Below are 25,741 nucleotides of genomic sequence, written 5' to 3'. Positions count from 1 at the left end.
TCCTTAATTAATTTTAATTATTAATATATTTTAAATTTAAATTAAGAATTTTTAATTAAAAAAAAATAATAGTGAGTATAAGAAAAAATAAAAATGATAAATATTATGACTCTTGTTGCAAAATTTTTAATTAAATTTAATATTAATAACATTTAAAATTAGTAAAGCTAATTCATATACGTTTATTATTGTGAATAATAATCATCAATAAATGGAATTCTTCAAAAAATTTCTGGATGATAAGTATAAGATATAAGAAATGCTAACAATCCTAAACCAATAATAAAGAAAAATATATCTTTAAAATCAATATGGTATTGACAAAAACGTGTTCTTTTACCTTGTGGATCATAACCCCTTGAATCCATAGCGTACGCTAAATCTTCTGCTTTTTGAAATGAAGAAACTAATAAGGGAATAATTAATGATACTAACGATTTAACTTTTTCTTTAAAATGACCATTTTTTAAATCTACACCACGTGATGCTTGCGCTTTTAAAATTCTACCGGCTTCATCTAATAATGTAGGAATTGAACGAAGAGCAATAGAAATAATCATTGAAATAATATGTACTGGAAATTTAATTAATTTTAATGGTAACATTAAATCTTCTAATGCTAATGTTAAATCTAATGGTTGTGTTGTGGTTGTTAAAATTGTTGTAATTAAAATCATTAAATAAATTCTAAGAGCAATATAAATACTAACAAATATAGCTTTATATGATACCTTAATACCATGCCAACGTCAAATCATTCCAACATTAGGGCCATCAGTTAAAAAACAGTTAATTATAAATAAAATAAATGCCATAAATAAAATGGGACGCATTAATTTTAATAACATCATAAAAGGTAATTTTGCACAAAAGAAAATTGTTATGACAGTAAAACCAATAAGAGCGTAACCTTCAAAAGCAGTATGAAAAAAAAGTGAAGCAATTAAACAAATTAAAACTAGTAATTTAATTCTTGGATCTACACGATGAATGATTGAATTTAAAGGTAAATAACGACCAAAACTAACTTTCATTATTTATTACTCCTTACTTTTTATTGTTATTTTTTTTGGATAATATTTTTGATAGCTGGTCAATTAATTCTGAATCACTTCTAGCAGTAATTTTTGATGTATCAAATCCTGCTGCTTCTAATTTATATAAAAAACTATAAATTTTTGGTGGTTCAATTCCGGTTTCGGTAATTAATTTTTTATCTCTAAAAATAGTAATTGGATCTGCTTTTTTATAAATCTGTGTATTATGTAATACAATAACTTCATCAGCAACCATTAGTACATGATTCATATTATGAGTTACTAAAATAATAGTTTTGTTTTCTTTATGATTTAAATCATAAAATAAATTAATTAATTCTTTTTCACCATCGGGATCAAGTCCTGCTGTTGGTTCATCTAAAATTAAAGTATGACCTTGTAATGCCAAAATACCAGCAATAGCAACTCTTCGTTTTTGACCACCAGACAAATCAAACGGACTTCTTGATAAGTATGTTTCGTCTAATCCAACCAAATTAATATATTTTTTTGCTAACTCTCGTGCTTTATCTTTTTTCTCACCAAAATTAACTGGTCCAAACATAATATCTCGTTCAATAGTTTCTTCAAATAACTGATATTCGGGAAATTGAAAGACTAAGCCAATTTGTTTACGTATTTTTTTAATATCACGAATTTTTTTTTGATTAGCCTTAATAATAAAATCATTAATGGCAACTGAACCTGCCATTGGAACTAATAAACCATTAATATGTTGAATCATAGTTGATTTACCACTACCAGTTTCACCAATAATAGCAACTATTTTTTGTTCAACAATTTCAATAGTAATATCTTTTAATGCTTGATATTGATAAGGGGTTTTTGGAGAATAAGTATAACTTACTTCTTTGAATTTAATTGACATAAGCTAGAAATCAACTCCTCTTCACTTAATATTTCATTAATATTAATCCCCTTATTTTTTAAACCTAACGATACTTTTAAAACAAAAGGAATATCTAAATGAATACTTTGTAAAAACTCTCATTCTTTTAATATTTCAGATGGAGTTCCATAACGAACTAACTTACCTTTATTCATAACAATAATTTTATCGGCATTAATAATTTCATCCATATCATGAGTAATAGAAATAATAGTTTTATTGCGTTGTTCTTGTAATTTTAACATAATTTCTTTAACTTCTCGTTTACCTTTTGGATCAAGCATACTAGTTGCCTCATCAAAAATAATAATATCAGGTTCTAAAGCTAAAACTGAAGCAATAGCTACACGTTGTTTTTGACCACCAGATAATCATAGCGGTTCATGATCTAAATATTTTTCCATACCCACTGCCCTAGAAACTCTGTCAATAATTGCTGGCATATCACTGGGTTCAACTAAATGATTTTCCAAGCCAAAAGCAATATCATCACGAACAGTTGAACCTATAAATTGATTATCAGGATTTTGAAAAACAATACCTAAGTGACGACGTAATTGTTTAATGTTTTTATTAGTAATTGTTTCACCAAATAATTGAATTGTACCTTTTTGTTTGTGTAAAACACCAATAATAATTTTTGAAAGTGTTGACTTACCACTACCATTATGACCAATTATAGTAATATATTCACCATGATTAATATCAAAACTAACATTATCAACAGCGTTATTGTATTCTTGTTTATAACGAAATTCAACATTTTTTAAACTTAATGAAATTTTAGATTTACTCATATTACTTCTAACTCCATTTTAAATATTATGCTAGTAAAATTATAACAGTAATTTTATATATATCAATTTATAATTTATAAAAATTATAAAAAAAGAAAAAAATGAACAATATCTGTTCAAAATTGAAGTAAAATTATTGTTCATTTTCTAATAAAATTTAGTTTATAAATTAAAGTTATATAAATTTCTATTCTATAAAATTAATGTAAAGAAATATCCGGATTTTTAGAATTTTCTTTTAATAAAGAATCATTTTTTGTTACTTCTTCTGTTGATTTCAATAATTTGTCACTTCAACTTTTAGATGAGCTGGGTACTGCTGATGAAGTTGAAGGTTGCGGATCATTATTTGAAATATTATTTTTTGATAATTTTTCTAGTTCTTTTTTAATATCTTTTAATTCTCGTTTTTTTTCTTCTATTTTTCTTGTTGTTTTACCATGATTATTATAACAACCACAGCTCATAAGTAATCAAAATTTATTTCAAAAATCTTTTAATTTTTCAGCTTCTAATTTCCTAATTTCCGCTTCTAAAGATTTTTCTTTTCTTTGATAATATCCTAATGTAAGTTTTTGTTTACTACTTCTATAAAGTTTAGTAAATGGTTTATATATACGTTTAAATCATGGTTTTGCATTTTGCTGAGTAGAAGTAACATTTTCTTCTGGTGAAATTATTATTGATTCTTCTAATGAATTATTTTTTATTCGTTTTAAGACATCTTTTTTTTCTGTAATTTATTTGACAATTTTTATAGAAGATTTTTCAAGCCTACATATTGTCAAAAGTAAACTTAAAATTTTTGAATTAATATTTGCTTCATCTATAACCACTATATTTAGTTTATGCTGTAATTAATATATTTCACAAATTCTCTTGTTTTTTTTGATCTCCAATTCTGCTATTTTAACTTCATTTTCTGTTTTTTTATTTGAATATAATTTATGATTTGCTTTTATTAATTGTTCTTTATTTTCTAAAATAATTTGTGGAATGGCAACCCTTTTTAGGACTATTTTTTGGTAGACATTTGTTTTTGATAACTAATTGGAGTTAGGTAGTTTAGAGTACTGTGAATTCTTATGTTGTTATATCAATTGATGTAATCAAATAATTCTAATTTTAATTGGATTAATGATGTAAAATTTTTATCATTAATAAATTCAATTTTGAAAGTTTTAAAAGTTGCTTCAGCAACAGCATTGTCATAAGGACATCCTTTTTTGCTTAAAGATCGAGTTATGTTGAAAGCTAATAAAAGTTTATCAATAGTTTTATTATTGAATTCATTACCGCGATCAGTATGAAATATTTCAATATCTTTTAAACAGTGATTTGATTGCATAAATGCTTGATATACTAATGATGCATCTTTTTTAACTCCAACACTATGTCCAATAATTTCGCGGTTAAATAGGTCGATTAATAGGCAAATATAGTTTCATTTACCATTAACTTGAACATAAGTTAAATCACTAACAATAACTTCATTTTTAATTCTATTATTAAAGTTTCTATTAACAAGATTGGTTATTTGACTATCATTGACTTTATTATGATAATTTTTGAATGATAATTTAGTGTATTTTGATATTAAATTATGCTTATTCATAATTTCTTTAATTTTTCTGCATGATAAATAAATTTCTTGGTTTGCTAGTATGACTTTTAATCTTCTAGTATCATAAACTTCTTTATTTTCTTTAAAAGCACTAATAACAGCTTGTTCATAAATATTATTTTGAATTTTATTTTTTTTCTTTAAATTAAAATAATATGTTGATTTAGAGAGTTTTAAAAAATGACACATTGTGCGAATTTTATATTTAGATTTATTATTTGCAATAATCTCTACTTTCTGCCTATTATTAGTGCTGCTTGCTTTAAAATATCAATTTCCATTCGTAACTGTTTTAATTCTTTATTTGCTTGAATTAATTGTTTTTCTAAATCTGAAAGATTATCTTTAGTTTTAAAACTACCTGAATTAGTAAATTGCTTAATTCAATTGTAAGTAGCTGCTCTTGTAACATTGTATTCTTTAACAAGGCAAGATACTGATTTGCCACTTTGATATAAAGCTACTATTTGTTTTTTAAATTCATCTGAATATGAGTTAATAGTGACCATAATTATAATTCCTTTCTTTTAACTAATTTGTTCACTTGTCTATGTAATTAGTGTCCAATAAAGTGTAACCCATCCATACCATTAACTTGAACATAAGTTAAATCACTAACAATAACTTCATTTTTAATTCTATTATTAAAGTTTCTATTAACAAGATTGGTTATTTGACTATCATTGACTTTATTATGATAATTTTTGAATGATAATTTAGTGTATTTTGATATTAAATTATGCTTATTCATAATTTCTTTAATTTTTCTGCGTGATAAATAAATTTCTTGGTTTGCTAGTATGACTTTTAATCTTCTAGTACCATAAACTTCTTTATTTTCTTTAAAAGCACTAATAACAGCCTGTTCATAAATATTATTTTGAATTTTATTTTTTTTCTTTAAATTAAAATAATATGTTGATTTAGAGAGTTTTAAAAAATGACACATTGTGCGAATTTTATATTTAGATTTATTATTTGCAATAATCTCTACTTTCTGCCTATTATTAGTGCTGCTTGCTTTAAAATATCAATTTCCATTCGTAACTGTTTTAATTCTTTATTTGCTTGAATTAATTGTTTTTCTAAATCTGAAAGATTATCTTTAGTTTTAAAACTACCTGAATTAGTAAATTGCTTAATTCAATTGTAAGTAGCTGCTCTTGTAACATTGTATTCTTTAACAAGGCAAGATACTGATTTGCCACTTTGATATAAAGCTACTATTTGTTTTTTAAATTCATCTGAATATGAGTTAATAGTGACCATAATTATAATTCCTTTCTTTTAACTAATTTGTTCACTTGTCTATGTAATTAGTGTCCAATAAAGTGTAACCCATCCACCTTACTTTTATATTAATAAGGAGCATATTTATACTAATTTGTATAACATGGGAGCAAAGTACACAAAAAAGTATAAATATGCTCCCTATTTAGTTTTTAATTTTCTTTTTGTTGTAATTGTTCTTTTTGTTTAACCAAAGCAATATCTAATATGCAATTTGGACAATAATATTTTCCAGTATATAAATTTTGTAAAACTCTTTTTGGACAAATAATTTGGTCACAAAGTTTGCATACATACATTGCTAAATGAAAATGTTGTTCACAAGCACAATTATTAATTTTTGACATAACTTAAATCCTTTAAATAATTATTTAATAATTACCCTATAATAAATAACTATTTAGTTTTTAAATTATGTATATCAATAATTTTTGCTTCTCATGTTATTTCAACATCATAATAAGAACCAAGACTTAAATTCATTTTAGAAAGTTTAGTATATAATTCACTATCATGTAAAACTAATTTATCCTTAGACTTTTCACCAGTTGATATTTTAATACCTTTATCAGTAACATAAAACGGCGAAAAAGTAAGTACATCATAATTTTTGGACTTACCACTTTTCTCATCTTTAATTACTTCATTACTTCTAATTTTTGTCAATTGACATAAAAAATACATCTTAACCTCCTCGACAGAGACTTAATTAAAGTCAGATTAATAATGCGGGTAATTAACATTATTAATTATAATATAACATAAAAAAATAAAAAAACAACAAAAAAACGCCATAAAGAAAAATAATGTCTGTCGAGGACACAATAAATATCTTTATGACAATAACCATTATATATATATATATATATATATACAAGTATTTTAACCAAAATTTTATTTTTAATTAAAAATAAAAATACTATAATATTTATATAAAAATGTGGTGATAAAATGCAAAAATGTGATTGTTATTATGTTAAAAGAAACAATGGTTTAAATGAAAATGATTTTGATGAAAAAAAGTTCAATAATATAAAAATATGAAAAGAATATAACGGATTATTAGGAATAGAATATATTGTTTATGAATCAAAATGTAACTTTTGTAAATTACAACATAAATATAAAGAAATTATGACTAATAATATAAATCCTGTAAGTAATGAAAAAACACAATTACTCAGAAATTTATGTGAAAAATACTCTAAAAATAAAATTTAATGTAAAATTTTCGGTATAAATTTAATTGCATTCCTAAATCTAATACTATCAATTGAAAGATATTCATCATAATCTTTAAAATTATCACCAAAAACAGTAGTATCAAAACTACCCCCAAAAAGTATAGTACGACCTAAATTATCAATTTTCTTTTTAAAAAATTGTGTATGTAATGCATTAACAGAAGCGTCAATTAAACGTTGATATAACATTATCTTTTGACCTTTAACTACTTTTGGATTAGAACAATTACGAGAAAAAGCATAAGCACGAACACCCAAATCATATTGATTTTGAGATTTTATATCATTTTGTACTTTTACAACATATTTACTTAAATACTTAACTATATTTTCATTAGTACCTTTTTGAACAACTCTTACATCATTAAAACCAAATGGTCATCATTGTGGTAACATACTTTTATGTATTTTTCTATTAAATAGTATATGAAAATGTATAGCACCACGTTTTTGATATTCATAAACATACATATATTTTAATTCACCTAAATATTTAGAACGTTTAGGGTCATTTCATCAACGCTTTAAACGTTTAAAGAATATAGCAATATCATGTTTTGCTTTATTAATATCTTGCATATTATCAGCATAAGTCAAAGTAACAAAACTTAAAACTTTTTAATTATAAAAATTATGATACGCTTTATGTATTAATTTTGTTTTAGTCCGAATTGCATTATTACGTAATTTTTTATCATTAATCCCTAAATTTTTAATACCAATTTCATTGCGCTTATTATTTAAAATAGCACTCATAGGCAAAACTATATTTTTAACATAAGCACCATAATAAACTTTTTTAATATAAAAATTTTCTTGCATATATAAAAATCCTCGACAGTATTATTAATTTTATATATTTTTACTAACAAAATAATCATAACACAAAAAACAAAATAATTAATAAATTATCTTGCGGTGAATTGTGATACTTAATTTAATTTAATACATAATAATTATAGCATTATTTATTTAGTAAATAAAAAGCGAAAAATAAATTTATAATAATATTTATTTAAAAAAGAAAAAACTCCAAAAAGGAGTAGTAAAAAACATAATTTTATTAAATGGGGCGACTGACGGGATTCGAACCCGCGAATGTCAGTTCCACAAACTGATGCGCTAGACCGCTACGCCACAGTCGCCATATTAGTTTCTATAAGTAAAACCGTTAAATATTATACAATAAATTTATCATTTTTTAATATTTTTTTTCATAAAACTACAAAAATAATCATCTAATTTTCATATATAACAGTAACAATAATAAAAAAACAATGCTACTATTAACAATTAGAACACAATTTAAAATTAATAATTATGGTTAATTATTAATTTAAATACTCTTAAAATAAAGTTTTATGCCCTTAATAAAAAGCATAAAAATGTAATAGATAATATCTTATTAAATCAATTTATTAATCAAATTTTATTAACAATACTAACTTACAAGTAATTTAGATACTAATACTTATGATTAAAAATTTAGCAATATACTGATTCCTTTCTCAATTAATTTTAATTAAGAACACCAAAAACAAAACAAATACCCTGATTTACAGATTGAAAAAACATTTAAAATTGGTATAATTTATATAATTTTAATTTATATAATTTTAATTTATATATCTTATTAATCTTATTATTAAAACTTTGAAAAAGTTATAATATGCATTTTTATGTATCAAAAAATATTATTTTTAATAAATAGCAAAATATATATAATAAAAGTTTAAATAAAATTAACTTTAATTATATTTAGGGGAAAAAACATGAATAATAGTTTAAGTATAGTTACTAATACTATTTCTTCATTTCAAACCAATGAAGAAATAGTTAATAAACAATCTAAAAAAAGAAAATGACAAGAATATGAACAAAAACCTGAAGTAAAAGCAAAAAAGAAAGAATATAGACAAAGACCTAAAGTAAAAGCAAAAAAGAAAAAATATGATCAAATGTGATACCAAAAAAATGAACAAAGAAAGAAAAAATATGATCAAAAACCCGAAGTAAAAGCAAAAAAGAAAAAATATTATCAAAGATCCGAAATAAAAGTAAGAAAGAAAAAATATGACCAAAAAAGAAATCAACTTATTAAAGAAAGAGAAAGAGAATTGCAATCTGATCATGTTTCTAGTTCAAAACAAATTTTTGATTTAAGTAATTCTAATTGTGATGATGTATATGATGAACAAGTTATAAAAAATGCATTAAATAATTTAGAATTAGATCAATTAAATTTATTAGATAAAGCTATTGAACAATTGTTAGTTAGTGAAAAAATAGCACAACAAAATGTTGAATGAAATAACAGTATTGTAGTTACAAGTAACTTAGATAGTGATATTTATGATTATAATTTATCAACCGGACTTACTCCTTAATTAATTTTAATTATTAATATATTTTAAATTTAAATTAAGAATTTTTAATTAAAAAAAATAATAGTGAGTATAAGAAAAAATAAAAATGATAAATATTATGACTCTTGTTGCAAAATTTTTAATTAAATTTAATATTAATAACATTTAAAATTAGTAAAGCTAATTCATATACGTTTATTATTGTGAATAATAATCATCAATAAATGGAATTCTTCAAAAAATTTCTGGATGATAAGTATAAGATATAAGAAATGCTAACAATCCTACACCAATAATAAAGAAAAATATATCTTTAAAATCAATATGGTATTGACAAAAACGTGTTCTTTTACCTTGTGGATCATAACCCCTTGAATCCATAGCGTACGCTAAATCTTCTGCTTTTTGAAATGAAGAAACTAATAAGGGAATAATTAATGATACTAACGATTTAACTTTTTCTTTAAAATGACCATTTTTTAAATCTACACCACGTGATGCTTGCGCTTTTAAAATTCTACCGGCTTCATCTAATAATGTAGGAATTGAACGAAGAGCAATAGAAATAATCATTGAAATAATATGTACTGGAAATTTAATTAATTTTAATGGTAACATTAAATCTTCTAATGCTAATGTGAAATCTAATGGTTGTGTTGTGGTTGTTAAAATTGTTGTAATTAAAATCATTAAATAAATTCTAAGAGCAATATAAATACTAACAAATATAGCTTTATATGATACCTTAATACCATGCCAACGTCAAATCATTCCAACATTAGGGCCATCAGTTAAAAAACAGTTAATTATAAATAAAATAAATGCCATAAATAAAATGGGACGCATTAATTTTAATAACATCATAAAAGGTAATTTTGCACAAAAGAAAATTGTTATGACAGTAAAACCAATAAGAGCGTAACCTTCAAAAGCAGTATGAAAAAAAAGTGAAGCAATTAAACAAATTAAAACTAGTAATTTAATTCTTGGATCTACACGATGAATGATTGAATTTAAAGGTAAATAACGACCAAAACTAACTTTCATTATTTATTACTCCTTACTTTTTATTGTTATTTTTTTTGGATAATATTTTTGATAGCTGGTCAATTAATTCTGAATCACTTCTAGCAGTAATTTTTGATGTATCAAATCCTGCTGCTTCTAATTTATATAAAAAACTATAAATTTTTGGTGGTTCAATTCCGGTTTCGGTAATTAATTTTTTATCTCTAAAAATAGTAATTGGATCTGCTTTTTTATAAATCTGTGTATTATGTAATACAATAACTTCATCAGCAACCATTAGTACATGATTCATATTATGAGTTACTAAAATAATAGTTTTGTTTTCTTTATGATTTAAATCATAAAATAAATTAATTAATTCTTTTTCACCATCGGGATCAAGTCCTGCTGTTGGTTCATCTAAAATTAAAGTATGACCTTGTAATGCCAAAATACCAGCAATAGCAACTCTTCGTTTTTGACCACCAGACAAATCAAACGGACTTCTTGATAAGTATGTTTCGTCTAATCCAACCAAATTAATATATTTTTTTGCTAACTCTCGTGCTTTATCTTTTTTCTCACCAAAATTAACTGGTCCAAACATAATATCTCGTTCAATAGTTTCTTCAAATAACTGATATTCGGGAAATTGAAAGACTAAGCCAATTTGTTTACGTATTTTTTTAATATCACGAATTTTTTTTTGATTAGCCTTAATAATAAAATCATTAATGGCAACTGAACCTGCCATTGGAACTAATAAACCATTAATATGTTGAATCATAGTTGATTTACCACTACCAGTTTCACCAATAATAGCAACTATTTTTTGTTCAACAATTTCAATAGTAATATCTTTTAATGCTTGATATTGATAAGGGGTTTTTGGAGAATAAGTATAACTTACTTCTTTGAATTTAATTGACATAAGCTAGAAATCAACTCCTCTTCACTTAATGTTTCATTAATATTAATCCCCTTATTTTTTAAACCTAACGTACTTTTAAAACAAAAGGAATATCTAAATGAATACTTTGTAAAAACTCTCATTCTTTTAATATTTCAGATGGAGTTCCATAACGAACTAACTTACCTTTATTCATAACAATAATTTTATCGGCATTAATAATTTCATCCATATCATGAGTAATAGAAATAATAGTTTTATTGCGTTGTTCTTGTAATTTTAACATAATTTCTTTAACTTCTCGTTTACCTTTTGGATCAAGCATACTAGTTGCCTCATCAAAAATAATAATATCAGGTTCTAAAGCGAAAACTGAAGCAATAGCTACACGTTGTTTTTGACCACCAGATAATCATAGCGGTTCATGATCTAAATATTTTTCCATACCCACTGCCCTAGAAACTCTGTCAATAATTGCTGGCATATCACTGGGTTCAACTAAATGATTTTCCAAGCCAAAAGCAATATCATCACGAACAGTTGAACCTATAAATTGATTATCAGGATTTTGAAAAACAATACCTAAGTGACGACGTAATTGTTTAATGTTTTTATTAGTAATTGTTTCACCAAATAATTGAATTGTACCTTTTTGTTTGTGTAAAACACCAATAATAATTTTTGAAAGTGTTGACTTACCACTACCATTATGACCAATTATAGTAATATATTCACCATGATTAATATCAAAACTAACATTATCAACAGCGTTATTGTATTCTGGTTTATAACGAAATTCAACATTTTTTAAACTTAATGAAATTTTAGATTTACTCATATTACTTCTAACTCCATTTTAAATATTATGCTAGTAAAATTATAACAGTAATTTTATATATATCAATTTATAATTTATAAAAATTATAAAAAAAGAAAAAAATGAACAATATCTGTTCAAAATTGAAGTAAAATTATTGTTCATTTTCTAATAAAATTTAGTTTATAAATTAAAGTTATATAAATTTCTATTCTATAAAATTAATGTAAAGAAATATCCGGATTTTTAGAATTTTCTTTTAATAAAGAATCATTTTTTGTTACTTCTTCTGTTGATTTCAATAATTTGTCACTTCAACTTTTAGATGAGCTGGGTACTGCTGATGAAGTTGAAGGTTGCGGATCATTATTTGAAATATTATTTTTTGATAATTTTTCTAGTTCTTTTTTAATATCTTTTAATTCTCGTTTTTTTTATTCTATTTTTCTTGTTGTTTTACCATGATTATTATAACAACCACAGCTCATAAGTAATCAAAATTTATTTCAAAAATCTTTTAATTTTTCAGCTTCTAATTTCCTAATTTCCGCTTCTAAAGATTTTTCTTTTCTTTGATAATATCCTAATGTAAGTTTTTGTTTACTACTTCTATAAAGTTTAGTAAATGGTTTATATATACGTTTAAATCATGGTTTTGCATTTTGCTGAGTAGAAGTAACATTTTCTTCTGGTGAAATTATTATTGATTCTTCTAATGAATTATTTTTTATTCGTTTTAAGACATCTTTTTTTTCTGTAATTTCTTTGACAATTTTTATAGAAGATTTTTCAAGCCTACATATTGTCAAAAGTAAACTTAAAATTTTTGAATTAATATTTGCTTCATCTATAACCACTATATTTAGTTTATGCTGTAATTCATATATTTCACAAATTCTCTTGTTTTTTTTGATCTCCAATTCTGCTATTTTAACTTCATTTTCTGTTTTTTTATTTGAATATAATTTATGATTTGCTTTTATTAATTGTTCTTTATTTTCTAAAATAATTTGTTTATGTTTAAATTCTTCAAATTCTAATAATGTTATTTCTTTCTCTTTTCTTTTTAAACTAGCAGATAAATTAGCAATTTTTAATCTTACTTCTAATATTTCATTTTCTTTTTCTTTAATCAAAAGTGGAATGGCAACCCTTTTTAGGACTATTTTTTGGTAGACATTTGTTTTTGATAACTAATTGGAGTTAGGTAGTTTAGAGTACTGTGAATTCTTATGTTGTTATATCAATTGATGTAATCAAATAATTCTAATTTTAATTGGATTAATGATGTAAAATTTTTATCATTAATAAATTCAATTTTGAAAGTTTTAAAAGTTGCTTCAGCAACAGCATTGTCATAAGGACATCCTTTTTTGCTTAAAGATCGAGTTATGTTGAAAGCTAATAAAAGTTTATCAATAGTTTTATTATTGAATTCATTACCGCGATCAGTATGAAATATTTCAATATCTTTTAAACAGTGATTTGATTGCATAAATGCTTGATATACTAATGATGCATCTTTTTTAACTCCAACACTATGTCCAATAATTTCGCGGTTAAATAGGTCGATTAATAGGCAAATATAGTTTCATTTACCATTAACTTGAACATAAGTTAAATCACTAACAATAACTTCATTTTTAATTCTATTATTAAAGTTTCTATTAACAAGATTGGTTATTTGACTATCATTGACTTTATTATGATAATTTTTGAATGATAATTTAGTGTATTTTGATATTAAATTATGCTTATTCATAATTTCTTTAATTTTTCTGCGTGATAAATAAATTTCTTGGTTTGCTAGTATGACTTTTAATCTTCTAGTACCATAAACTTCTTTATTTTCTTTAAAAGCACTAATAACAGCTTGTTCATAAATATTATTTTGAATTTTATTTTTTTTCTTTAAATTAAAATAATATGTTGATTTAGAGAGTTTTAAAAAATGACACATTGTGCGAATTTTATATTTAGATTTATTATTTGCAATAATCTCTACTTTCTGCCTATTATTAGTGCTGCTTGCTTTAAAATATCAATTTCCATTCGTAACTGTTTTAATTCTTTATTTGCTTGAATTAATTGTTTTTCTAAATCTGAAAGATTATCTTTAGTTTTAAAACTACCTGAATTAGTAAATTGCTTAATTCAATTGTAAGTAGCTGCTCTTGTAACATTGTATTCTTTAACAAGGCAAGATACTGATTTGCCACTTTGATATAAAGCTACTATTTGTTTTTTAAATTCATCTGAATATGAGTTAATAGTGACCATAATTATAATTCCTTTCTTTTAACTAATTTGTTCACTTGTCTATGTAATTAGTGTCCAATAAAGTGTAACCCATCCACTTTTGGTTTTAAACTTTGACCATCATTTAAATTTTTATAACTTCCTAATTGTCCAATAAAGATGCTAAGTAAAGATTCATCATTTTCTAATAATTTTATTGTTATTTTTGATCCTTTAACTACAAAAATTCCTGTTGGAGTAAATTTAGAATGATTAAGTACTCTTTGTTCCTTAGTAAGATTTTCTTCAACAATACCTTGTGCATTAGCAATAATTATTTTTTTCATGTTTTATTCTCCTTTATTTGAGATAAATATTTAAAAATTACTATATCTAATAAATTTCTTTACAAAAATAATTTTAATTATTGACTGATATTTTTTTGATAATTATTGTTTTAAATACAAATAATCCAAATACTACCCCAATCAAATATATAAGTTTTACTTTTTATTAAAGAAACTAAAAACTCCTTATAAAAATAAGGAGTTTTAATTATAAAATAAAACTTACATATATAATATAACATTGAAATAATAAAAATACCATAAAAAATATTTATCAATAATTGTATTAAAAAATACAATTTTATTTAAAATTGTCAACCATATAAAAAAGAGAAAACATAAAAATGCTTTACTCTTTCCAAAATTTTCTTGCTTTAATATTTTTAATTAAACAAAAGTAATTAATACCATTGGCGCATTATCACCAGTTCTATTATCTACTTTAATTAACTTTGTATATCCACCTTTACGGTCTTTATATCTTTCAGCAATATTGCCAAATAATGTTGGAATAACACCATCCTTTGGATGCTCTTTAGTTGTAATTTTACGTAATTTAGCAATTGCCATTCTTCTTGAATGCAAATCACCACGTTTAGCTAATGTTACTAAAGGTTCAATAAATGTTTGTAATCTTTTTGCTCTTTTTTCTAACAAAACTAATTTTCCATGAACAATTAATTCACTTGCTAAATTACGGATTTCAGCATCTACTTTAGCACTATTTCTTCCGATATCGTTAATATATGACATTTTTTCTTATCCTCCTTCTTAGTTTTTAATAGAAAACTCTAAATTATGTTTTGATACACAATCTTCAATTTCTTTAATTGATTTTGAACCTAAATGTTTAATTTGTTTAATTTCATCTAAACTTTTACTTACAATATCACCCAAAGTTTTATAACCATCACGTTTTAAACAATTGTATGAACGAACAGTTAAATTCAATTCTTCTAAGGCTTTGTTTAAATCATTATTTTCTTGCTCATTAGTAATTGAAATAACTTCAAAGTTTTTAACATTATCATCTAAATTAACAAAAAATTCAATATGACTCATTAAAATTTTAGCTGCCATTGCAATAGCTGATGCTGCTTTAACTGAACCATTAGTTTGTACACCAAGAATTAATTTTTCATATTCAATACCTTTTAATGTTTTAGTTACAGGTTCAATTTTATAATCAACTTTTTCAACGGGTGAAAAGTTTGAATCAATAGCAATAATGCCTGAACTATTAGCAATTTCTTTTTTATTTTCCTCAAATGAAGAATAACCACGAGATTTCTTTACCATTAATTCCATTTCAAAAAGAACATTTCTTGAAGTTGTTCGAGCAATAATTAATTCTGGATTAACTACTCTAACATCAGTTGGACAACTAATATCTCCAGCAGTAATATCTTGTTCACCAGTAATACTAATTTTTAAATTAGCAATTTTTTCGTCCTTTTGAATATCACCATCAAAGGCTAAAACTAAGTCCTTAACATTTAAAATTATTTCAGAAACATTTTCAATTACACCTTTAACTGCAGTAAATTCATGAGATACACCACTTATTCTAATTGCATATACAGAAATACCTGGTACTGAAGATAATAATGTTCTTCTTAAGGCATTAGCTAAAGTTGTTCCATAACCACGTTCTAATTGACTCACAATAAATTCACTGTAATTAATAGCACTATTTTCACTGTTTAAACTAAATTTTGGTTTTAAAAATTGTTGTTCCATGTTTTATTTTCACCTACTTTATTTTCTTGGTTTTTTTGGTGGACGACAACCATTATGAGGGATTGGTGTCACATCATTTAAATCTTTGATTTCAAAACCTACTGCTTGTAAACTACGAATTGATGGTTCTCTTCCTGGTCCTGTTCCATTAACAAAAACACTTAAAATTTTAACTCCGTGTTCCATAGCAGTTTTACCTGCAGCTTCAGCTGCTAACTGTGCTGAGTGAGGAGTTGATTTACGAGTTCCTTTGAAACCTACTGCTCCAGCACTTGATCAAGCAATAACATTACCATTAAGATCAGTAATAGTAACAATAGTATTATTAAAACTTGCTTTAATAAATGCTTTTGCTTTAATAAAATTAGGATTAACTTTAATTTTTTTCTTTACTGTTGTTTTTATATTCATTATTTTTTTCCTCCTAATTAACTTGCTTTTTTCTTGTTAGCAACCGTTTTACGTGGTCCCTTGCAAGTTCTTGCATTAGTTTTTGTTGATTGTCCTCTGGCTGGTAATCCTTTACGATGACGAATACCACGATAACATCCAATTTCCATTAATCTTTTAATGTTTAAAGACACTTCACGTCTTAGTTCACCTTCAGTTTTATATTTCTTTTCAATTAATTGACTAATTGAACTTAATTCTTTTTCTGTTAATTCATTAATTTTTTTAGTTTCTTCAATTTTTAGTTCTTTTAATATTTCTGAAGATTTGCTGCGACCAATTCCATAAATTCTTGTTAAACCAATTACTGTATGTTGATTACCAGGAATATTTACTTGCGCAATTCTTCGACTTGCATTGTTAGTATTTGATGTCATATTTATTTTTCCTCCTTAATATTTCTATCCTTGACGTTGCTTATGTTTAGGATTTTCACAAATGATTACATTACGTTTTTTACGTTTGATTGGTTGACATTTGTCACAAATTTTTTTAACTGATGCTTGTACTTTCATCATTTTCCTCCTGTTAAACTATTAGTTTTCTTTGTTTTCATCATCTTTATTTATCGGTAAATGTGTAGTAGCCATTCTGTTACGAAAAGTAATTCGTCCTTCAGTTAAATTATAAGTTGATAATTCAACTTTTACATGATCACCTTTGATAATTTTAATTTTATGTGTTTGCATACGACCCGATGGTCTTACAATAGGAGTAAAGTCATATTCATTCAACTTTACTTTAAATCTAGCATTAGGTAAGACTTCTATTACTATACCTTCACATTCAATAGTACTATCATTAGTTTTTTTTACTTTTTGAACTTTGGGTTTAACTACTTGTTTTGGTTTAGCCATTAATTACATTCCTCATTATTTTTTTGATTTTCATTAAGTATTGTTAGTACTTCACATCCATCATTAGTTACTAGGATAGTGTGTTCAAAGTGAGCAGTTTGTTGTTTATCAGCAGCAACTACTGTTCACTTATCACTTAAAACCAGAATTTTATCAGTTGTTGTTTGAACCATTGGTTCAATACAAATTGTCATTCCTGACTGCAATTTTATTCCGGTGTTGGGCTTACCAACATTAGGAATAGCTGGGTCTTCGTGGAGTTTTTTACCAATACCATGCCCAGTATATGATGTTGGTAAATAAAAGCCTTCGCTTTCTACATAAGTTTGAATGGTGTTACTAATATCACCAATTCTAACTCCTGGTGCAATAATTGCTATTGCTTTATTTAATGACTCTTTAGTCACATTAATAAGTTTTGCTTGTTCTGGTGTTGGTTTACCACCAACACACATTGTAAAGGCAGCATCTGCATGATAACCATTAACAGCAGCACCAGCATCAATTTTCACAATATCATTCATTTTAAAAGGTTTATCATTAGGAATGCCGTGAATTAATTGTTCATTAACTGAAACACAAATCGTGGCAGGAAAACCATGATAATTTAAAAAAGAAGGTATAGCATTATTTTCTTTAATAATTTGTGCTGCCACTTTATCAAGCATTTTACCAGTTATTCCAACTTTTATTATCTTTGCTAACTCTTTATGAATAAGTGCTACAACTTGACTAGCGGCTTTGATATTTTGAATTTCACTTTGACTTTTAATGCTAACCATTATTTTTATTTCCTTTTAATGATGATAAATATGATTTAATTTGTTTTTTAATATCACTATTATCTTGGTTGGCATCCACCGTTCTTAACAGTCCACGTTCTTGATAAGAATCTACCAATGGTGCCGTTGCTACTTTGTAAGTTTTTAAACGATTGATAATTGTCTTTTCATCACTATCATCAATTCGTTTAATTAATTTTACCCCATCATTATCACAAATACCAGTAATCTTTGGTGGTAGGAAATTAAGATTATAAATTGCTTTACATTGAGGACAAGTAACTCTTGAAGACAAACGTTTAATAACTGTTTCTTCATTAATATCTAGATACAATACCATTGAAAGCGTTTCATTCAAACTTGTTAATACTTTATCTAATGATGCTACTTGTGAAATTGTTCTTGGATAACCATCAAGAATAAAATTATGTTTAATATCTTTTAAAGTATTACTAATAATCTCGTTTGTAATCTCATCAGGAACATATTGACCCTTATTAACATAAGTTTGAGCTTTTTTACCTACTGGTGATTGTTTTGTGATTTCATCACGAAACAAATCACCAGTTGATAAATGCATTAAATTATATTGTTCTTTCAGAAACTGTGACTGTGTCCCTTTCCCTGATCCTGGTGGACCTAAAATAATTAAATTCATCGTTACCCCCTAAGACCATAAGTGTTCTTTAACATCTTTGTTTTCCTTATAATTTAAGAATGAATGTTGAGTAATTCGTCCCTTAATTTGTTTTGTTGTATCTAGTGCTACTCCAACCATAATTATTAATCCAGTTCCACCAACTGCTAATGAAGAAGGTAGATTAGTAAATTTAGAAATTAAAAATGGGGTTACTGCAACAGCAGTTAAGAAAAAGGAACCAATTGTACTTAAACGATTTAACATTCTTTTAATATAAATTTCTGTTTCCTTCCCTGCCTGAACGCCAGGAATATAAGTTCCTGATTTTTGAAAATTCTTAGCCATTTGTTCGGGATTAATTTGCACTTGTGCATATAAAAAGGTAAACATAATCGTCATTATAGCAAAAATACTAATTCCCGGTCACGACTGTAAAGATAAATAATTTCTAGCAAAATTAGCAAAACCACTATTTTGATCAACAATTTGCGCCACTGTCATTGGAGCAGTAATTAGTGCCGAAGAAAAAATAACAGGAATTACTCCAGCTGAGTTAACTTTTAAAGGTAAATAAGAACTTTTATCACCCTTTAAAGTTAAACCACTACCAGTTTGTTGAATTGGTAAGTGTCGCTCTGATTCACTAAAGAATACAACAACAAGAATAATCAGTAGGAAGGCTGCAAAATAAAGAGCAAATTTTAAAGCCCCTTGAAAAATAACACCATTATTAGTATCTGGTCCTACTCAATACTTAAAAGTTGAAGCTAAGTTAAATGGTAAATTAGCAGCAATTCCACCAAAAATAATTAGTGAAATTCCATTACCAATACCACGATTAGTAATCTGATCAGCCATTCATAATGATAACATTGTCCCTGCTAGTAAAATAGCTGGAATCAATACATAATAGAAAACTTCTGGTCCAGCTGCTCCCGATCCCGAACTTCAATCAACACTAATAATATGTTGAGATTGTAAACCAAAGATTGTGGCAAAACCTTGCATAATAGCAAAGGGGACAGTTAATACTCGATTCATTAACTCTAATTTTTTCTTACCTTTTTCTCCTGATTTAGCTCATCTTGTTAAAGTAGGGACAACATCAGTTGATAATAACTGCACAATAATTGATGCAGTAATGTAAGGTGACACTCCAAGTGCAAAAACAGAAAATCTGCTAATAGCACCACCACCTAACATTGAAATTAAATTAAAGAATTCAATACCACTACTATTACTGCTACTTAAATCTTCATTCAAAGTTACTCCTGGAACTGTAATAAATGCTCCAACACGAAAGATAAATAAAATAAAAATGGTAAATAAAATTCTAATTATAACTTCTTTATACTTTTTTATTAATTCACGGGTTGTTGTGAACACTTAGATCACCTGCGCTTTTCCTCCGGCTTGTTCAATAGCAGTAATTGCTGATTTTGAAAATTTATGAGCTTTAATTGTTTTTGGTGTTGTTAATTTACCTTTACCAAGAACTTTAATACCATCTTTTTTACTTCTAATCAATTTTAATTGAAATAAAAGTTCAGGTGTTATTTCATGCTCTTTAATTAAATCAATTTGTTCTAAGTTAATAATACTATAATTGGTTGTAGTAAAGTTAGTAAACCCTCGTTTTGAAATACGACGATATAGTGGTGTTTGTCCTCCTTCAAATCCGGGTCTTGTTCCACCACCGGTACGGGCATTTTGTCCTTTTGTCCCTTTACCAGCCGTTTTACCTTTTCCAGATGAAGTTCCTCTACCTAAACGTTTAATGTCTTTACGAGAACCTGGTGTTGGTTTTAAGTTATGTAATGTTGTTTCCATAATCCACCTCTAACCATTACTACGCTTAGTAGTAAGATTTTTATTTTTTATAAAATATTCTGCTGGTTTAACATTGCCAAGACCTACAATTGTTGCTCTAGCTAAATTAATTTTATTTCTAGATCTAAATGCTTTTGAATAAATATTATGAATACCAGCTAATTCTAAAATATCACGAGCAGATCCACCAGCTTTAATTCCGATTCCTTCTTTAGCTGGTTTTAATAAAATTTCACTTCCACAATATTTACCTTTAACTTCATGAACAATAGAATTACTGTTTTTAGTTATCGTAATTGTTGTTAAATTTTTGTGAGCAGCTTCAATTGCCTTTTTAATTGCATCAGGAACTTCATTGGCTTTAGATATACCAAAACCAACTACTCCTTTACCATTACCAATAGCAACAGCAGCAGAGAAACGCAATCTTCTTCCCCCAGTTGTTACTTTGTTAATTTTTCTGATTCAAATCACTTTTTCAATAAATTCACTTGGAGTTTTTGGTTTACGTTCAAAATTTTTACGTGGTTCACGAACTTTATTTTCTTTTTTATCGTGGCTATTTCTTGGTTGTGATGAATTAGTATGTCTAATTTTATTTTCATTACCAGTAGGATTTTTTACTTCTGCTTTAACAGAAGGTTTTGCTACTGATTTTTGAACTTCAGTATTTTCTTTATCATCAATAATTGTTTTTTTATTTTCTAAACTCATACTTTTAATTCTCCTTTTTTAGAATTCTAATCCAGCACTACGCGCTGCTTCTGCGAATGCTTTCACTTTACAATGATATAAATATCCACCACGATCAAAAACCACTTTTTTAATTTTTTTCTTAATAGCTAAATTAGCAATTGTTTCTCCAAGTTTAGTAGCAGCATCTATATTGCTTTTTGATGCTAAATCTTTAAATGTTAATGTTGATACACCAATAATTGTATTTGAAGCAGTATCGTCAATAATTTGAGCATAAAAACTATTATTAGATTTAAAGATATTTAAGCGTGGTCTTTCACTAGTACCCATAATTTTACTACGAATACGATAATGACGAACTTTACGAGCTTGTTGTTTATTAATCATTTTCTATTCTCCTTAAGTGCCAGTATAAGATTATTTACCTTTACCAGCAGCTTTTCCTTCCTTACGACGAATGTGTTCATTTTTATATTTAATTCCTTTACCTTTATATGGTTCTGGTTTACGGAATTTACGAATTTTGGCTGCAACTTCTCCAATTAATTGTTTATCAATACCACTAATTTGTAATACTGTTGGTTTAGGAGCAACAATGGTAATTCCTTGCGGAATTTCAAACTTAATAGGATGAGAATATCCTAATGTTAAATTTAAGATATTAGCTTGGACAGCAGCACGATATCCAACACCATTTATTTCTAATTCTTTCATGAAACCTGTTGATACACCAACTAACATTCCATTAATTAATGAATTAGTTGTTCCGTGAAGTTGTTTATTTTTTTTGTTATCATCAGGTCTTGTTGTAGTAATTGTTTTTTTCTCTTCATCAACGTTAATTTTAATAACATTTGGTAATAGTTTTTTTAAAGAACCTTTTGCTCCTGTAACAGTTAACAAGTTACTTGCATCTAGCGTTATTGAAGTATTTACTGGAATGGTAAGGATACGGTTACCAATACGTGACATATAGTTTCCTCCTTATCATACATAAGCAAGAACTTCGCCACCAAGACCAAGTTTTTTTGCTTGTTTATTTGTCATAATACCTTTTGATGTAGAAATGATTGCAATTCCATAACCATTTAACACACTTGGTAAGTCTTCACATTTTGCATACATTCTTAATCCTGGTTTAGATATTCTTTTTAAACCAAGAATTGGACTTTTACCAGTATGAACTAATAAAATTTCTAATTTAGGTTTGCTAGGATTTTCTTTAGTAACACGATATTTTTCAATATAACCATTTTTTTGCAAGATATCGGCTATCTTAACTAGTTGTTTTGAAGAAGGTACACTAACTACTCGATGTTTACTGCTATCCGCAGCGCTAATAGCATTACGAATAACTGTTAAAATATTACTTATTGGATCTGTCATCATAATTATATACCTCCTATCATGATGCTTTTCTAATACCAGGAATTTGTCCTTGGTATACTAAACCGCGAAAACAAATACGGCATAACATAAATTTACGAATAACCGCATGAGGACGGCCACACTTTTGACAGCGTGTATATGCTTGCGTACTAAACTTTGATTTACGGGCTTGTCTTACTTTTAATGAAGTTTTTGCCATCTTATGCCACCTGCTTTCCTTGTTTTTTAAACGGTAATCCTATTTTTTTTAATAACAATAATGCTGTTGCATTATTTGATGTTGTGGTAATAATTGAGATTTCCATACCACGAACTTTATCTACTTCTTCATAATTAATTTCAGGAAAAATAATTTGTTCTTTAATACCAACAGTGTAATTACCATTTTGATCAAATGCTTTAACTGATAAACCTTGAAAATCACGAATTCTTGGTAAAGAAATTGAGATAAATTTATCAAGGAAATCATACATTTTTTCGCCACGTAATGTAACTTTACAACCAATTGGCATTCCCGCTCTTAATTTAAAGCCGGCAATTGATTTTTTCGCTTTAGTGATAATTGGTTTTTGACCAGTAATTTTTGATAATTCAGATACTGATTTATCAATGGCTTTTGGATTACTACTTGCATCTCCAACACCAATATTAATAACAACTTTTTCAATTTTGGGTACTTGCATTATTGATGTAAAATTTAATTCTTTTTGCAATTGGGGAATAATAGTTTTATTATATTTTTCTTGTAAACGATTCATTTTTATGCTGTTACTCCTTTATTATCGTAATTCTGTTTCAGATCTTCGTGCAATACGAACTTTTTTGCCATCTTTATCAATTTTATACCCAATTTTTGTTACTTTTTTATCTTTTTTACCATCAAGGATCATTACATTAGAAATGTGAACACTAGTTTTTACTTCCACAATTCCACCTTCTTGATCATTTTGAGTAGGTTTTTTATTTTTCTTAGCAGTAATACCTTCAATAATAACACGATTTTTTTCACGAAGTACTTGGATAATTGGTCCGGTATGACCTTTATGCTTTCCTGCAATGATTTTAATTTGGTCGCCTCTTTTTAATTTAGTATCAAGACTAATAACTGGTTTCTTTTTGCTTGCCATTTATTTCATCCTCCTAAACAATTTCTTCTGCTAAAGAAGCAATTTTATTATAACCACGCTCTTTAACTTCACGAGCCAAGACACCAAATACTCTAGTACCACGTGGCGTTTTATCTTCTTTAATAATTACTACTGCATTATCATCAAATTTTACACAAGAACCATCATTACGTTTTACACCAAATTTACTACGTACGACAACTGCTTTAACAACTTGTCCTTTTTTCATTGCACTATTAGGTGTTACTGATTTTGCTGAACAAACAACAATATCACCAATTTTAGCAAATTTTTTAGTACTACCACCCAAAACTCTAATAACCATAACTTCTTTAATACCAGTGTTATCAGCCACATTGGCTCACGATAGATTTTGTAACATCTTTCTTATCCTCCTGGTTAATTAAGCTTTTTTATTTGTTTTAGATTCAATAATCTTTAACAAACGGAAGCGTTTTAGAGCTGAAAGTGGACGAGTTGAAATGATTTCAACCTTGTCACCAATTTTAGCTTGGTTAGTTTCATCATGGGCATGATACTTTTTAGTTGACTTAAAACTTTTATGGTACATTGGATGTCGTTTTGAAGTTTCAACAACAACAGTAATTGTTTTATCATTTTTGTCAGAACTTACAATTCCAACAAAAGTTTTACGTTGTTTGTTTGGAATAATATTTGTCATTATTCTTTGTCCTCCTTAGCTGGTGTTACAGTTTTCTTAACTGTAGGTTTTTTAGATGGTTTTTCTACTTTAGTAGCAGTAACTTTTTTAACTTCTTTGTTTGATGATTTTGCTTTAGTTGTTTTTTCAGTAACTTCTTTTTTAGCAATTTTATCTGATTCTTTAATAACTTCTGATTTAGTTATTGTTTTAACTTTAATATCTTTTTTATCATCAACTTTAGCAACTTTTTTAGTTTTTTTGCTTTCTTTATTTTCTTCTGGTAATACCATTTTATTAATATGTAATGGTTTGATTTTTTCACCATTATTAATTCTGATAGTTAATTCAGTTTTAATACGAGCAATATCCTTACGAAGATTATTTATCATATGCGGAGTTTCTAGTTTACCTAACGAACTTTGAATTCGTAAAGCAAACAATTGTGCACGAAGAGTTTCTTCGTCTTGTTGTAATTCTAAAGTTGATTTATTTTTAATTACTTGCATTTCCATTTGCTTCACCCAATTCTGTTGTTAAATTTTTAGCAACCTTTACTTCTTCTGTTGGTTTTATTTCTCTAGTAACAATTTTACATTTGATTGGCAACTTGTGCATTGCAAGACGCAATGCTTCACGTGCTGTTGCTTCATTAGGATATGATACTTCAAACATAACTGTTTTTGCTTTTACTACTGAGACTCAATGATCAATTGAACCTTTTCCTGAACCCATACGTACTTCCGCTGGTTTTCTAGTAATTGGTAAATGTGGAAAGATTCTAATTCAAACTTTTCCACCACGTTTCATGTAACGTGTCATTGCTACTCTGGCTGCTTCAATTTGTCTTTCAGTAATGTAAGAACCTTCTTCAGCACGAAGTCCGTAAGTTCCAAAAGCAACTGTTTTACAACCTTTTGCAGTTCCTTCATAACTTAAACGGTGGACGCAAGAGTGTTTATATCTCTTAGGTATAGCCAT

Annotated in this window: 40 protein-coding genes and 1 tRNA gene; 2 read left to right on the top strand and 39 right to left on the bottom strand. The window is 26.4% G+C overall.

Translation table 4 applies throughout. The features are described from left to right. Window positions 1-185 precede the first annotated feature (185 nt). From AACK94_RS00750 to AACK94_RS00710, 9 genes are all read right to left on the bottom strand, one after another. The gene (locus tag AACK94_RS00750) at window positions 186-1,034 is read right to left on the bottom strand and encodes an energy-coupling factor transporter transmembrane component T (RefSeq protein ID WP_338975808.1); all 849 of its coding nucleotides are present in this window, start codon (window positions 1,032-1,034) and stop codon (window positions 186-188) included. A gap of 13 nt (window positions 1,035-1,047) precedes the next feature. Then, window positions 1,048-1,926 (bottom strand): energy-coupling factor transporter ATPase, encoded by an 879-nt coding sequence (locus tag AACK94_RS00745; protein WP_338975791.1) that lies wholly within the window; start codon window positions 1,924-1,926, stop codon window positions 1,048-1,050. Continuing rightward, complete coding sequence (locus tag AACK94_RS00740) at window positions 1,902-2,744, bottom strand: energy-coupling factor transporter ATPase (protein WP_338975806.1); 843 nt, start codon at window positions 2,742-2,744, stop codon at window positions 1,902-1,904. The genes AACK94_RS00745 and AACK94_RS00740 overlap by 25 nt, the downstream gene beginning before the upstream one ends. A gap of 200 nt (window positions 2,745-2,944) precedes the next feature. Then, window positions 2,945-3,211 (bottom strand): hypothetical protein, encoded by a 267-nt coding sequence (locus tag AACK94_RS00735; protein ID WP_338975805.1) that lies wholly within the window; start codon window positions 3,209-3,211, stop codon window positions 2,945-2,947. Window positions 3,212-3,759: 548 nt separating this feature from the next. Beyond that, window positions 3,760-4,877 (bottom strand): IS3 family transposase gene (locus AACK94_RS00730; protein WP_422397391.1). Its coding sequence is split into 2 segments (ribosomal slippage): window positions 3,760-4,607 and window positions 4,607-4,877, totalling 1,119 coding nucleotides; the frame shifts between segments, so codons are not numbered across the junction. A 47-nt stretch (window positions 4,878-4,924) separates the two neighbouring features. After that, window positions 4,925-5,317 carry an IS3 family transposase gene (locus tag AACK94_RS00725; protein WP_338975803.1) on the bottom strand — a complete coding sequence of 131 codons (393 nt, stop codon included), beginning with the start codon at window positions 5,315-5,317 and terminating at the stop codon, window positions 4,925-4,927. A 41-nt stretch (window positions 5,318-5,358) separates the two neighbouring features. Continuing rightward, a complete protein-coding gene (locus AACK94_RS00720) occupies window positions 5,359-5,637 on the bottom strand; it encodes a transposase (RefSeq protein WP_338975565.1) in 279 nt (92 codons plus the stop codon). A gap of 173 nt (window positions 5,638-5,810) precedes the next feature. After that, the gene (locus tag AACK94_RS00715; protein ID WP_281748545.1) at window positions 5,811-6,005 is read right to left on the bottom strand and encodes a hypothetical protein; all 195 of its coding nucleotides are present in this window, start codon (window positions 6,003-6,005) and stop codon (window positions 5,811-5,813) included. Window positions 6,006-6,054: 49 nt separating this feature from the next. Further along, a complete protein-coding gene (locus AACK94_RS00710; protein WP_338975801.1) occupies window positions 6,055-6,342 on the bottom strand; it encodes a hypothetical protein in 288 nt (95 codons plus the stop codon). Window positions 6,343-6,609: 267 nt separating this feature from the next. Here AACK94_RS00710 and AACK94_RS00705 point away from each other — a divergent pair, with 267 nt between their 5' ends. Continuing rightward, window positions 6,610-6,879, top strand: coding sequence for a hypothetical protein (locus AACK94_RS00705; RefSeq protein WP_338975800.1), 270 nt, complete (start codon window positions 6,610-6,612; stop codon window positions 6,877-6,879). Here the strand turns inward: AACK94_RS00705 and AACK94_RS00700 are convergent. The 3 genes from AACK94_RS00700 to AACK94_RS00690 all read right to left on the bottom strand — a co-directional run bounded on the left by AACK94_RS00700 (window position 6,876) and on the right by AACK94_RS00690 (window position 8,047). Next, window positions 6,876-7,499: a rolling circle replication-associated protein gene (locus AACK94_RS00700; protein WP_422397389.1), complete on the bottom strand. Its 624-nt coding sequence runs from the start codon at window positions 7,497-7,499 to the stop codon at window positions 6,876-6,878. The two genes, AACK94_RS00705 and AACK94_RS00700, sit on opposite strands and share 4 nt — an antisense overlap. Before the next feature lie 21 nt (window positions 7,500-7,520). Next, window positions 7,521-7,724, bottom strand: coding sequence for a hypothetical protein (locus AACK94_RS00695; protein WP_338975796.1), 204 nt, complete (start codon window positions 7,722-7,724; stop codon window positions 7,521-7,523). Window positions 7,725-7,970: 246 nt separating this feature from the next. Further along, window positions 7,971-8,047: transfer RNA gene (locus AACK94_RS00690), tRNA-His, on the bottom strand. Window positions 8,048-8,674: 627 nt separating this feature from the next. Between AACK94_RS00690 and AACK94_RS00685 the strand changes: the two genes are divergently transcribed. Beyond that, a complete protein-coding gene (locus AACK94_RS00685) occupies window positions 8,675-9,289 on the top strand; it encodes a hypothetical protein (RefSeq protein ID WP_338975794.1) in 615 nt (204 codons plus the stop codon). A 177-nt stretch (window positions 9,290-9,466) separates the two neighbouring features. On the opposite strand, the gene AACK94_RS00680 is transcribed toward AACK94_RS00685, so the two are convergent. The 27 genes from AACK94_RS00680 to rplP all read right to left on the bottom strand — a co-directional run bounded on the left by AACK94_RS00680 (window position 9,467) and on the right by rplP (window position 25,741). Continuing rightward, window positions 9,467-10,315, bottom strand: coding sequence for an energy-coupling factor transporter transmembrane component T (locus AACK94_RS00680; protein ID WP_338975792.1), 849 nt, complete (start codon window positions 10,313-10,315; stop codon window positions 9,467-9,469). 13 nt (window positions 10,316-10,328) lie between these two features. Further along, a complete protein-coding gene (locus tag AACK94_RS00675; RefSeq protein WP_338975791.1) occupies window positions 10,329-11,207 on the bottom strand; it encodes an energy-coupling factor transporter ATPase in 879 nt (292 codons plus the stop codon). Window positions 11,208-11,271: 64 nt separating this feature from the next. Continuing rightward, a complete protein-coding gene (locus AACK94_RS00670; RefSeq protein WP_338975790.1) occupies window positions 11,272-12,024 on the bottom strand; it encodes an energy-coupling factor transporter ATPase in 753 nt (250 codons plus the stop codon). 413 nt (window positions 12,025-12,437) lie between these two features. Next, the gene (locus AACK94_RS00665) at window positions 12,438-13,139 is read right to left on the bottom strand and encodes a hypothetical protein (RefSeq protein ID WP_338975789.1); all 702 of its coding nucleotides are present in this window, start codon (window positions 13,137-13,139) and stop codon (window positions 12,438-12,440) included. Between the two features lie 26 nt (window positions 13,140-13,165). Further along, a protein-coding gene (locus AACK94_RS00660; RefSeq protein WP_338975281.1) for an IS3 family transposase occupies window positions 13,166-14,283 on the bottom strand; the annotation gives its coding sequence in 2 pieces (ribosomal slippage) (window positions 13,166-14,013 and window positions 14,013-14,283; 1,119 coding nt in all). A 47-nt stretch (window positions 14,284-14,330) separates the two neighbouring features. Next, entirely contained in the window at window positions 14,331-14,588 is a 258-nt protein-coding gene (locus tag AACK94_RS00655; RefSeq protein ID WP_338975788.1) for a hypothetical protein, read from the bottom strand. Between the two features lie 387 nt (window positions 14,589-14,975). Then, the gene (gene rplQ / locus AACK94_RS00650) at window positions 14,976-15,341 is read right to left on the bottom strand and encodes a 50S ribosomal protein L17 (protein ID WP_252319218.1); all 366 of its coding nucleotides are present in this window, start codon (window positions 15,339-15,341) and stop codon (window positions 14,976-14,978) included. A gap of 18 nt (window positions 15,342-15,359) precedes the next feature. Continuing rightward, window positions 15,360-16,328 (bottom strand): DNA-directed RNA polymerase subunit alpha, encoded by a 969-nt coding sequence (locus AACK94_RS00645; RefSeq protein ID WP_281748527.1) that lies wholly within the window; start codon window positions 16,326-16,328, stop codon window positions 15,360-15,362. An 18-nt stretch (window positions 16,329-16,346) separates the two neighbouring features. Continuing rightward, window positions 16,347-16,739, bottom strand: a complete 393-nt coding sequence (rpsK, locus tag AACK94_RS00640) for a 30S ribosomal protein S11 (RefSeq protein WP_252319229.1) — start codon at window positions 16,737-16,739, stop codon at window positions 16,347-16,349. 17 nt (window positions 16,740-16,756) lie between these two features. Further along, window positions 16,757-17,155 carry a 30S ribosomal protein S13 gene (rpsM, locus tag AACK94_RS00635; RefSeq protein ID WP_174480910.1) on the bottom strand — a complete coding sequence of 133 codons (399 nt, stop codon included), beginning with the start codon at window positions 17,153-17,155 and terminating at the stop codon, window positions 16,757-16,759. Between the two features lie 24 nt (window positions 17,156-17,179). Continuing rightward, on the bottom strand, window positions 17,180-17,293 hold the full coding sequence (gene rpmJ / locus AACK94_RS00630) for a 50S ribosomal protein L36 (protein WP_174480911.1): 114 nt from the start codon (window positions 17,291-17,293) through the stop codon (window positions 17,180-17,182). A 21-nt stretch (window positions 17,294-17,314) separates the two neighbouring features. Next, window positions 17,315-17,635: a translation initiation factor IF-1 gene (gene infA / locus AACK94_RS07415; RefSeq protein WP_348774424.1), complete on the bottom strand. Its 321-nt coding sequence runs from the start codon at window positions 17,633-17,635 to the stop codon at window positions 17,315-17,317. Continuing rightward, complete coding sequence (map, locus tag AACK94_RS00620; protein WP_338975787.1) at window positions 17,635-18,417, bottom strand: type I methionyl aminopeptidase; 783 nt, start codon at window positions 18,415-18,417, stop codon at window positions 17,635-17,637. Before map ends, infA begins: the two co-directional genes overlap by 1 nt. Continuing rightward, a complete protein-coding gene (locus AACK94_RS00615) occupies window positions 18,410-19,075 on the bottom strand; it encodes an adenylate kinase (protein WP_281748525.1) in 666 nt (221 codons plus the stop codon). The genes map and AACK94_RS00615 overlap by 8 nt, the downstream gene beginning before the upstream one ends. 9 nt (window positions 19,076-19,084) lie before the next feature. After that, window positions 19,085-20,443: a preprotein translocase subunit SecY gene (gene secY, locus AACK94_RS00610; protein WP_338975786.1), complete on the bottom strand. Its 1,359-nt coding sequence runs from the start codon at window positions 20,441-20,443 to the stop codon at window positions 19,085-19,087. Next, window positions 20,444-20,887: a 50S ribosomal protein L15 gene (gene rplO, locus AACK94_RS00605; RefSeq protein ID WP_174480916.1), complete on the bottom strand. Its 444-nt coding sequence runs from the start codon at window positions 20,885-20,887 to the stop codon at window positions 20,444-20,446. A gap of 9 nt (window positions 20,888-20,896) precedes the next feature. Continuing rightward, window positions 20,897-21,601, bottom strand: a complete 705-nt coding sequence (gene rpsE, locus AACK94_RS00600) for a 30S ribosomal protein S5 (protein WP_338975785.1) — start codon at window positions 21,599-21,601, stop codon at window positions 20,897-20,899. 18 nt (window positions 21,602-21,619) lie between these two features. Next, window positions 21,620-21,970, bottom strand: a complete 351-nt coding sequence (gene rplR, locus AACK94_RS00595; protein ID WP_338975784.1) for a 50S ribosomal protein L18 — start codon at window positions 21,968-21,970, stop codon at window positions 21,620-21,622. Window positions 21,971-22,000: 30 nt separating this feature from the next. Beyond that, entirely contained in the window at window positions 22,001-22,555 is a 555-nt protein-coding gene (gene rplF, locus AACK94_RS00590; RefSeq protein ID WP_252319239.1) for a 50S ribosomal protein L6, read from the bottom strand. 12 nt (window positions 22,556-22,567) lie between these two features. Beyond that, entirely contained in the window at window positions 22,568-22,972 is a 405-nt protein-coding gene (gene rpsH, locus AACK94_RS00585; protein WP_338975783.1) for a 30S ribosomal protein S8, read from the bottom strand. Window positions 22,973-22,985: 13 nt separating this feature from the next. After that, window positions 22,986-23,171 (bottom strand): type Z 30S ribosomal protein S14, encoded by a 186-nt coding sequence (locus AACK94_RS00580; RefSeq protein ID WP_174480921.1) that lies wholly within the window; start codon window positions 23,169-23,171, stop codon window positions 22,986-22,988. A gap of 1 nt (window position 23,172) precedes the next feature. Continuing rightward, a complete protein-coding gene (rplE, locus tag AACK94_RS00575) occupies window positions 23,173-23,730 on the bottom strand; it encodes a 50S ribosomal protein L5 (protein WP_174480922.1) in 558 nt (185 codons plus the stop codon). A 21-nt stretch (window positions 23,731-23,751) separates the two neighbouring features. Further along, on the bottom strand, window positions 23,752-24,099 hold the full coding sequence (gene rplX, locus AACK94_RS00570) for a 50S ribosomal protein L24 (protein WP_338974153.1): 348 nt from the start codon (window positions 24,097-24,099) through the stop codon (window positions 23,752-23,754). Between the two features lie 13 nt (window positions 24,100-24,112). After that, complete coding sequence (rplN, locus tag AACK94_RS00565; protein ID WP_174480924.1) at window positions 24,113-24,481, bottom strand: 50S ribosomal protein L14; 369 nt, start codon at window positions 24,479-24,481, stop codon at window positions 24,113-24,115. A 21-nt stretch (window positions 24,482-24,502) separates the two neighbouring features. Then, window positions 24,503-24,781, bottom strand: coding sequence for a 30S ribosomal protein S17 (gene rpsQ, locus AACK94_RS00560; protein ID WP_252319243.1), 279 nt, complete (start codon window positions 24,779-24,781; stop codon window positions 24,503-24,505). Then, a complete protein-coding gene (gene rpmC / locus AACK94_RS00555; RefSeq protein ID WP_281748521.1) occupies window positions 24,781-25,275 on the bottom strand; it encodes a 50S ribosomal protein L29 in 495 nt (164 codons plus the stop codon). Before rpmC ends, rpsQ begins: the two co-directional genes overlap by 1 nt. Beyond that, window positions 25,256-25,741: a 50S ribosomal protein L16 gene (gene rplP / locus AACK94_RS00550; protein ID WP_281748520.1), complete on the bottom strand. Its 486-nt coding sequence runs from the start codon at window positions 25,739-25,741 to the stop codon at window positions 25,256-25,258. Before rplP ends, rpmC begins: the two co-directional genes overlap by 20 nt.

Origin of the sequence: Spiroplasma endosymbiont of Monopis laevigella, from assembly GCF_964019975.1 — a bacterium.
In the GTDB taxonomy this organism is placed as follows: Bacteria; Bacillota_I; Bacilli_A; order Mycoplasmatales; family VBWQ01; genus Spiroplasma_E; species Spiroplasma_E ixodetis_A.
Note: the sequence above shows the minus strand (reverse complement) of the source record. Positions and strands in the feature narration are given on the sequence as shown.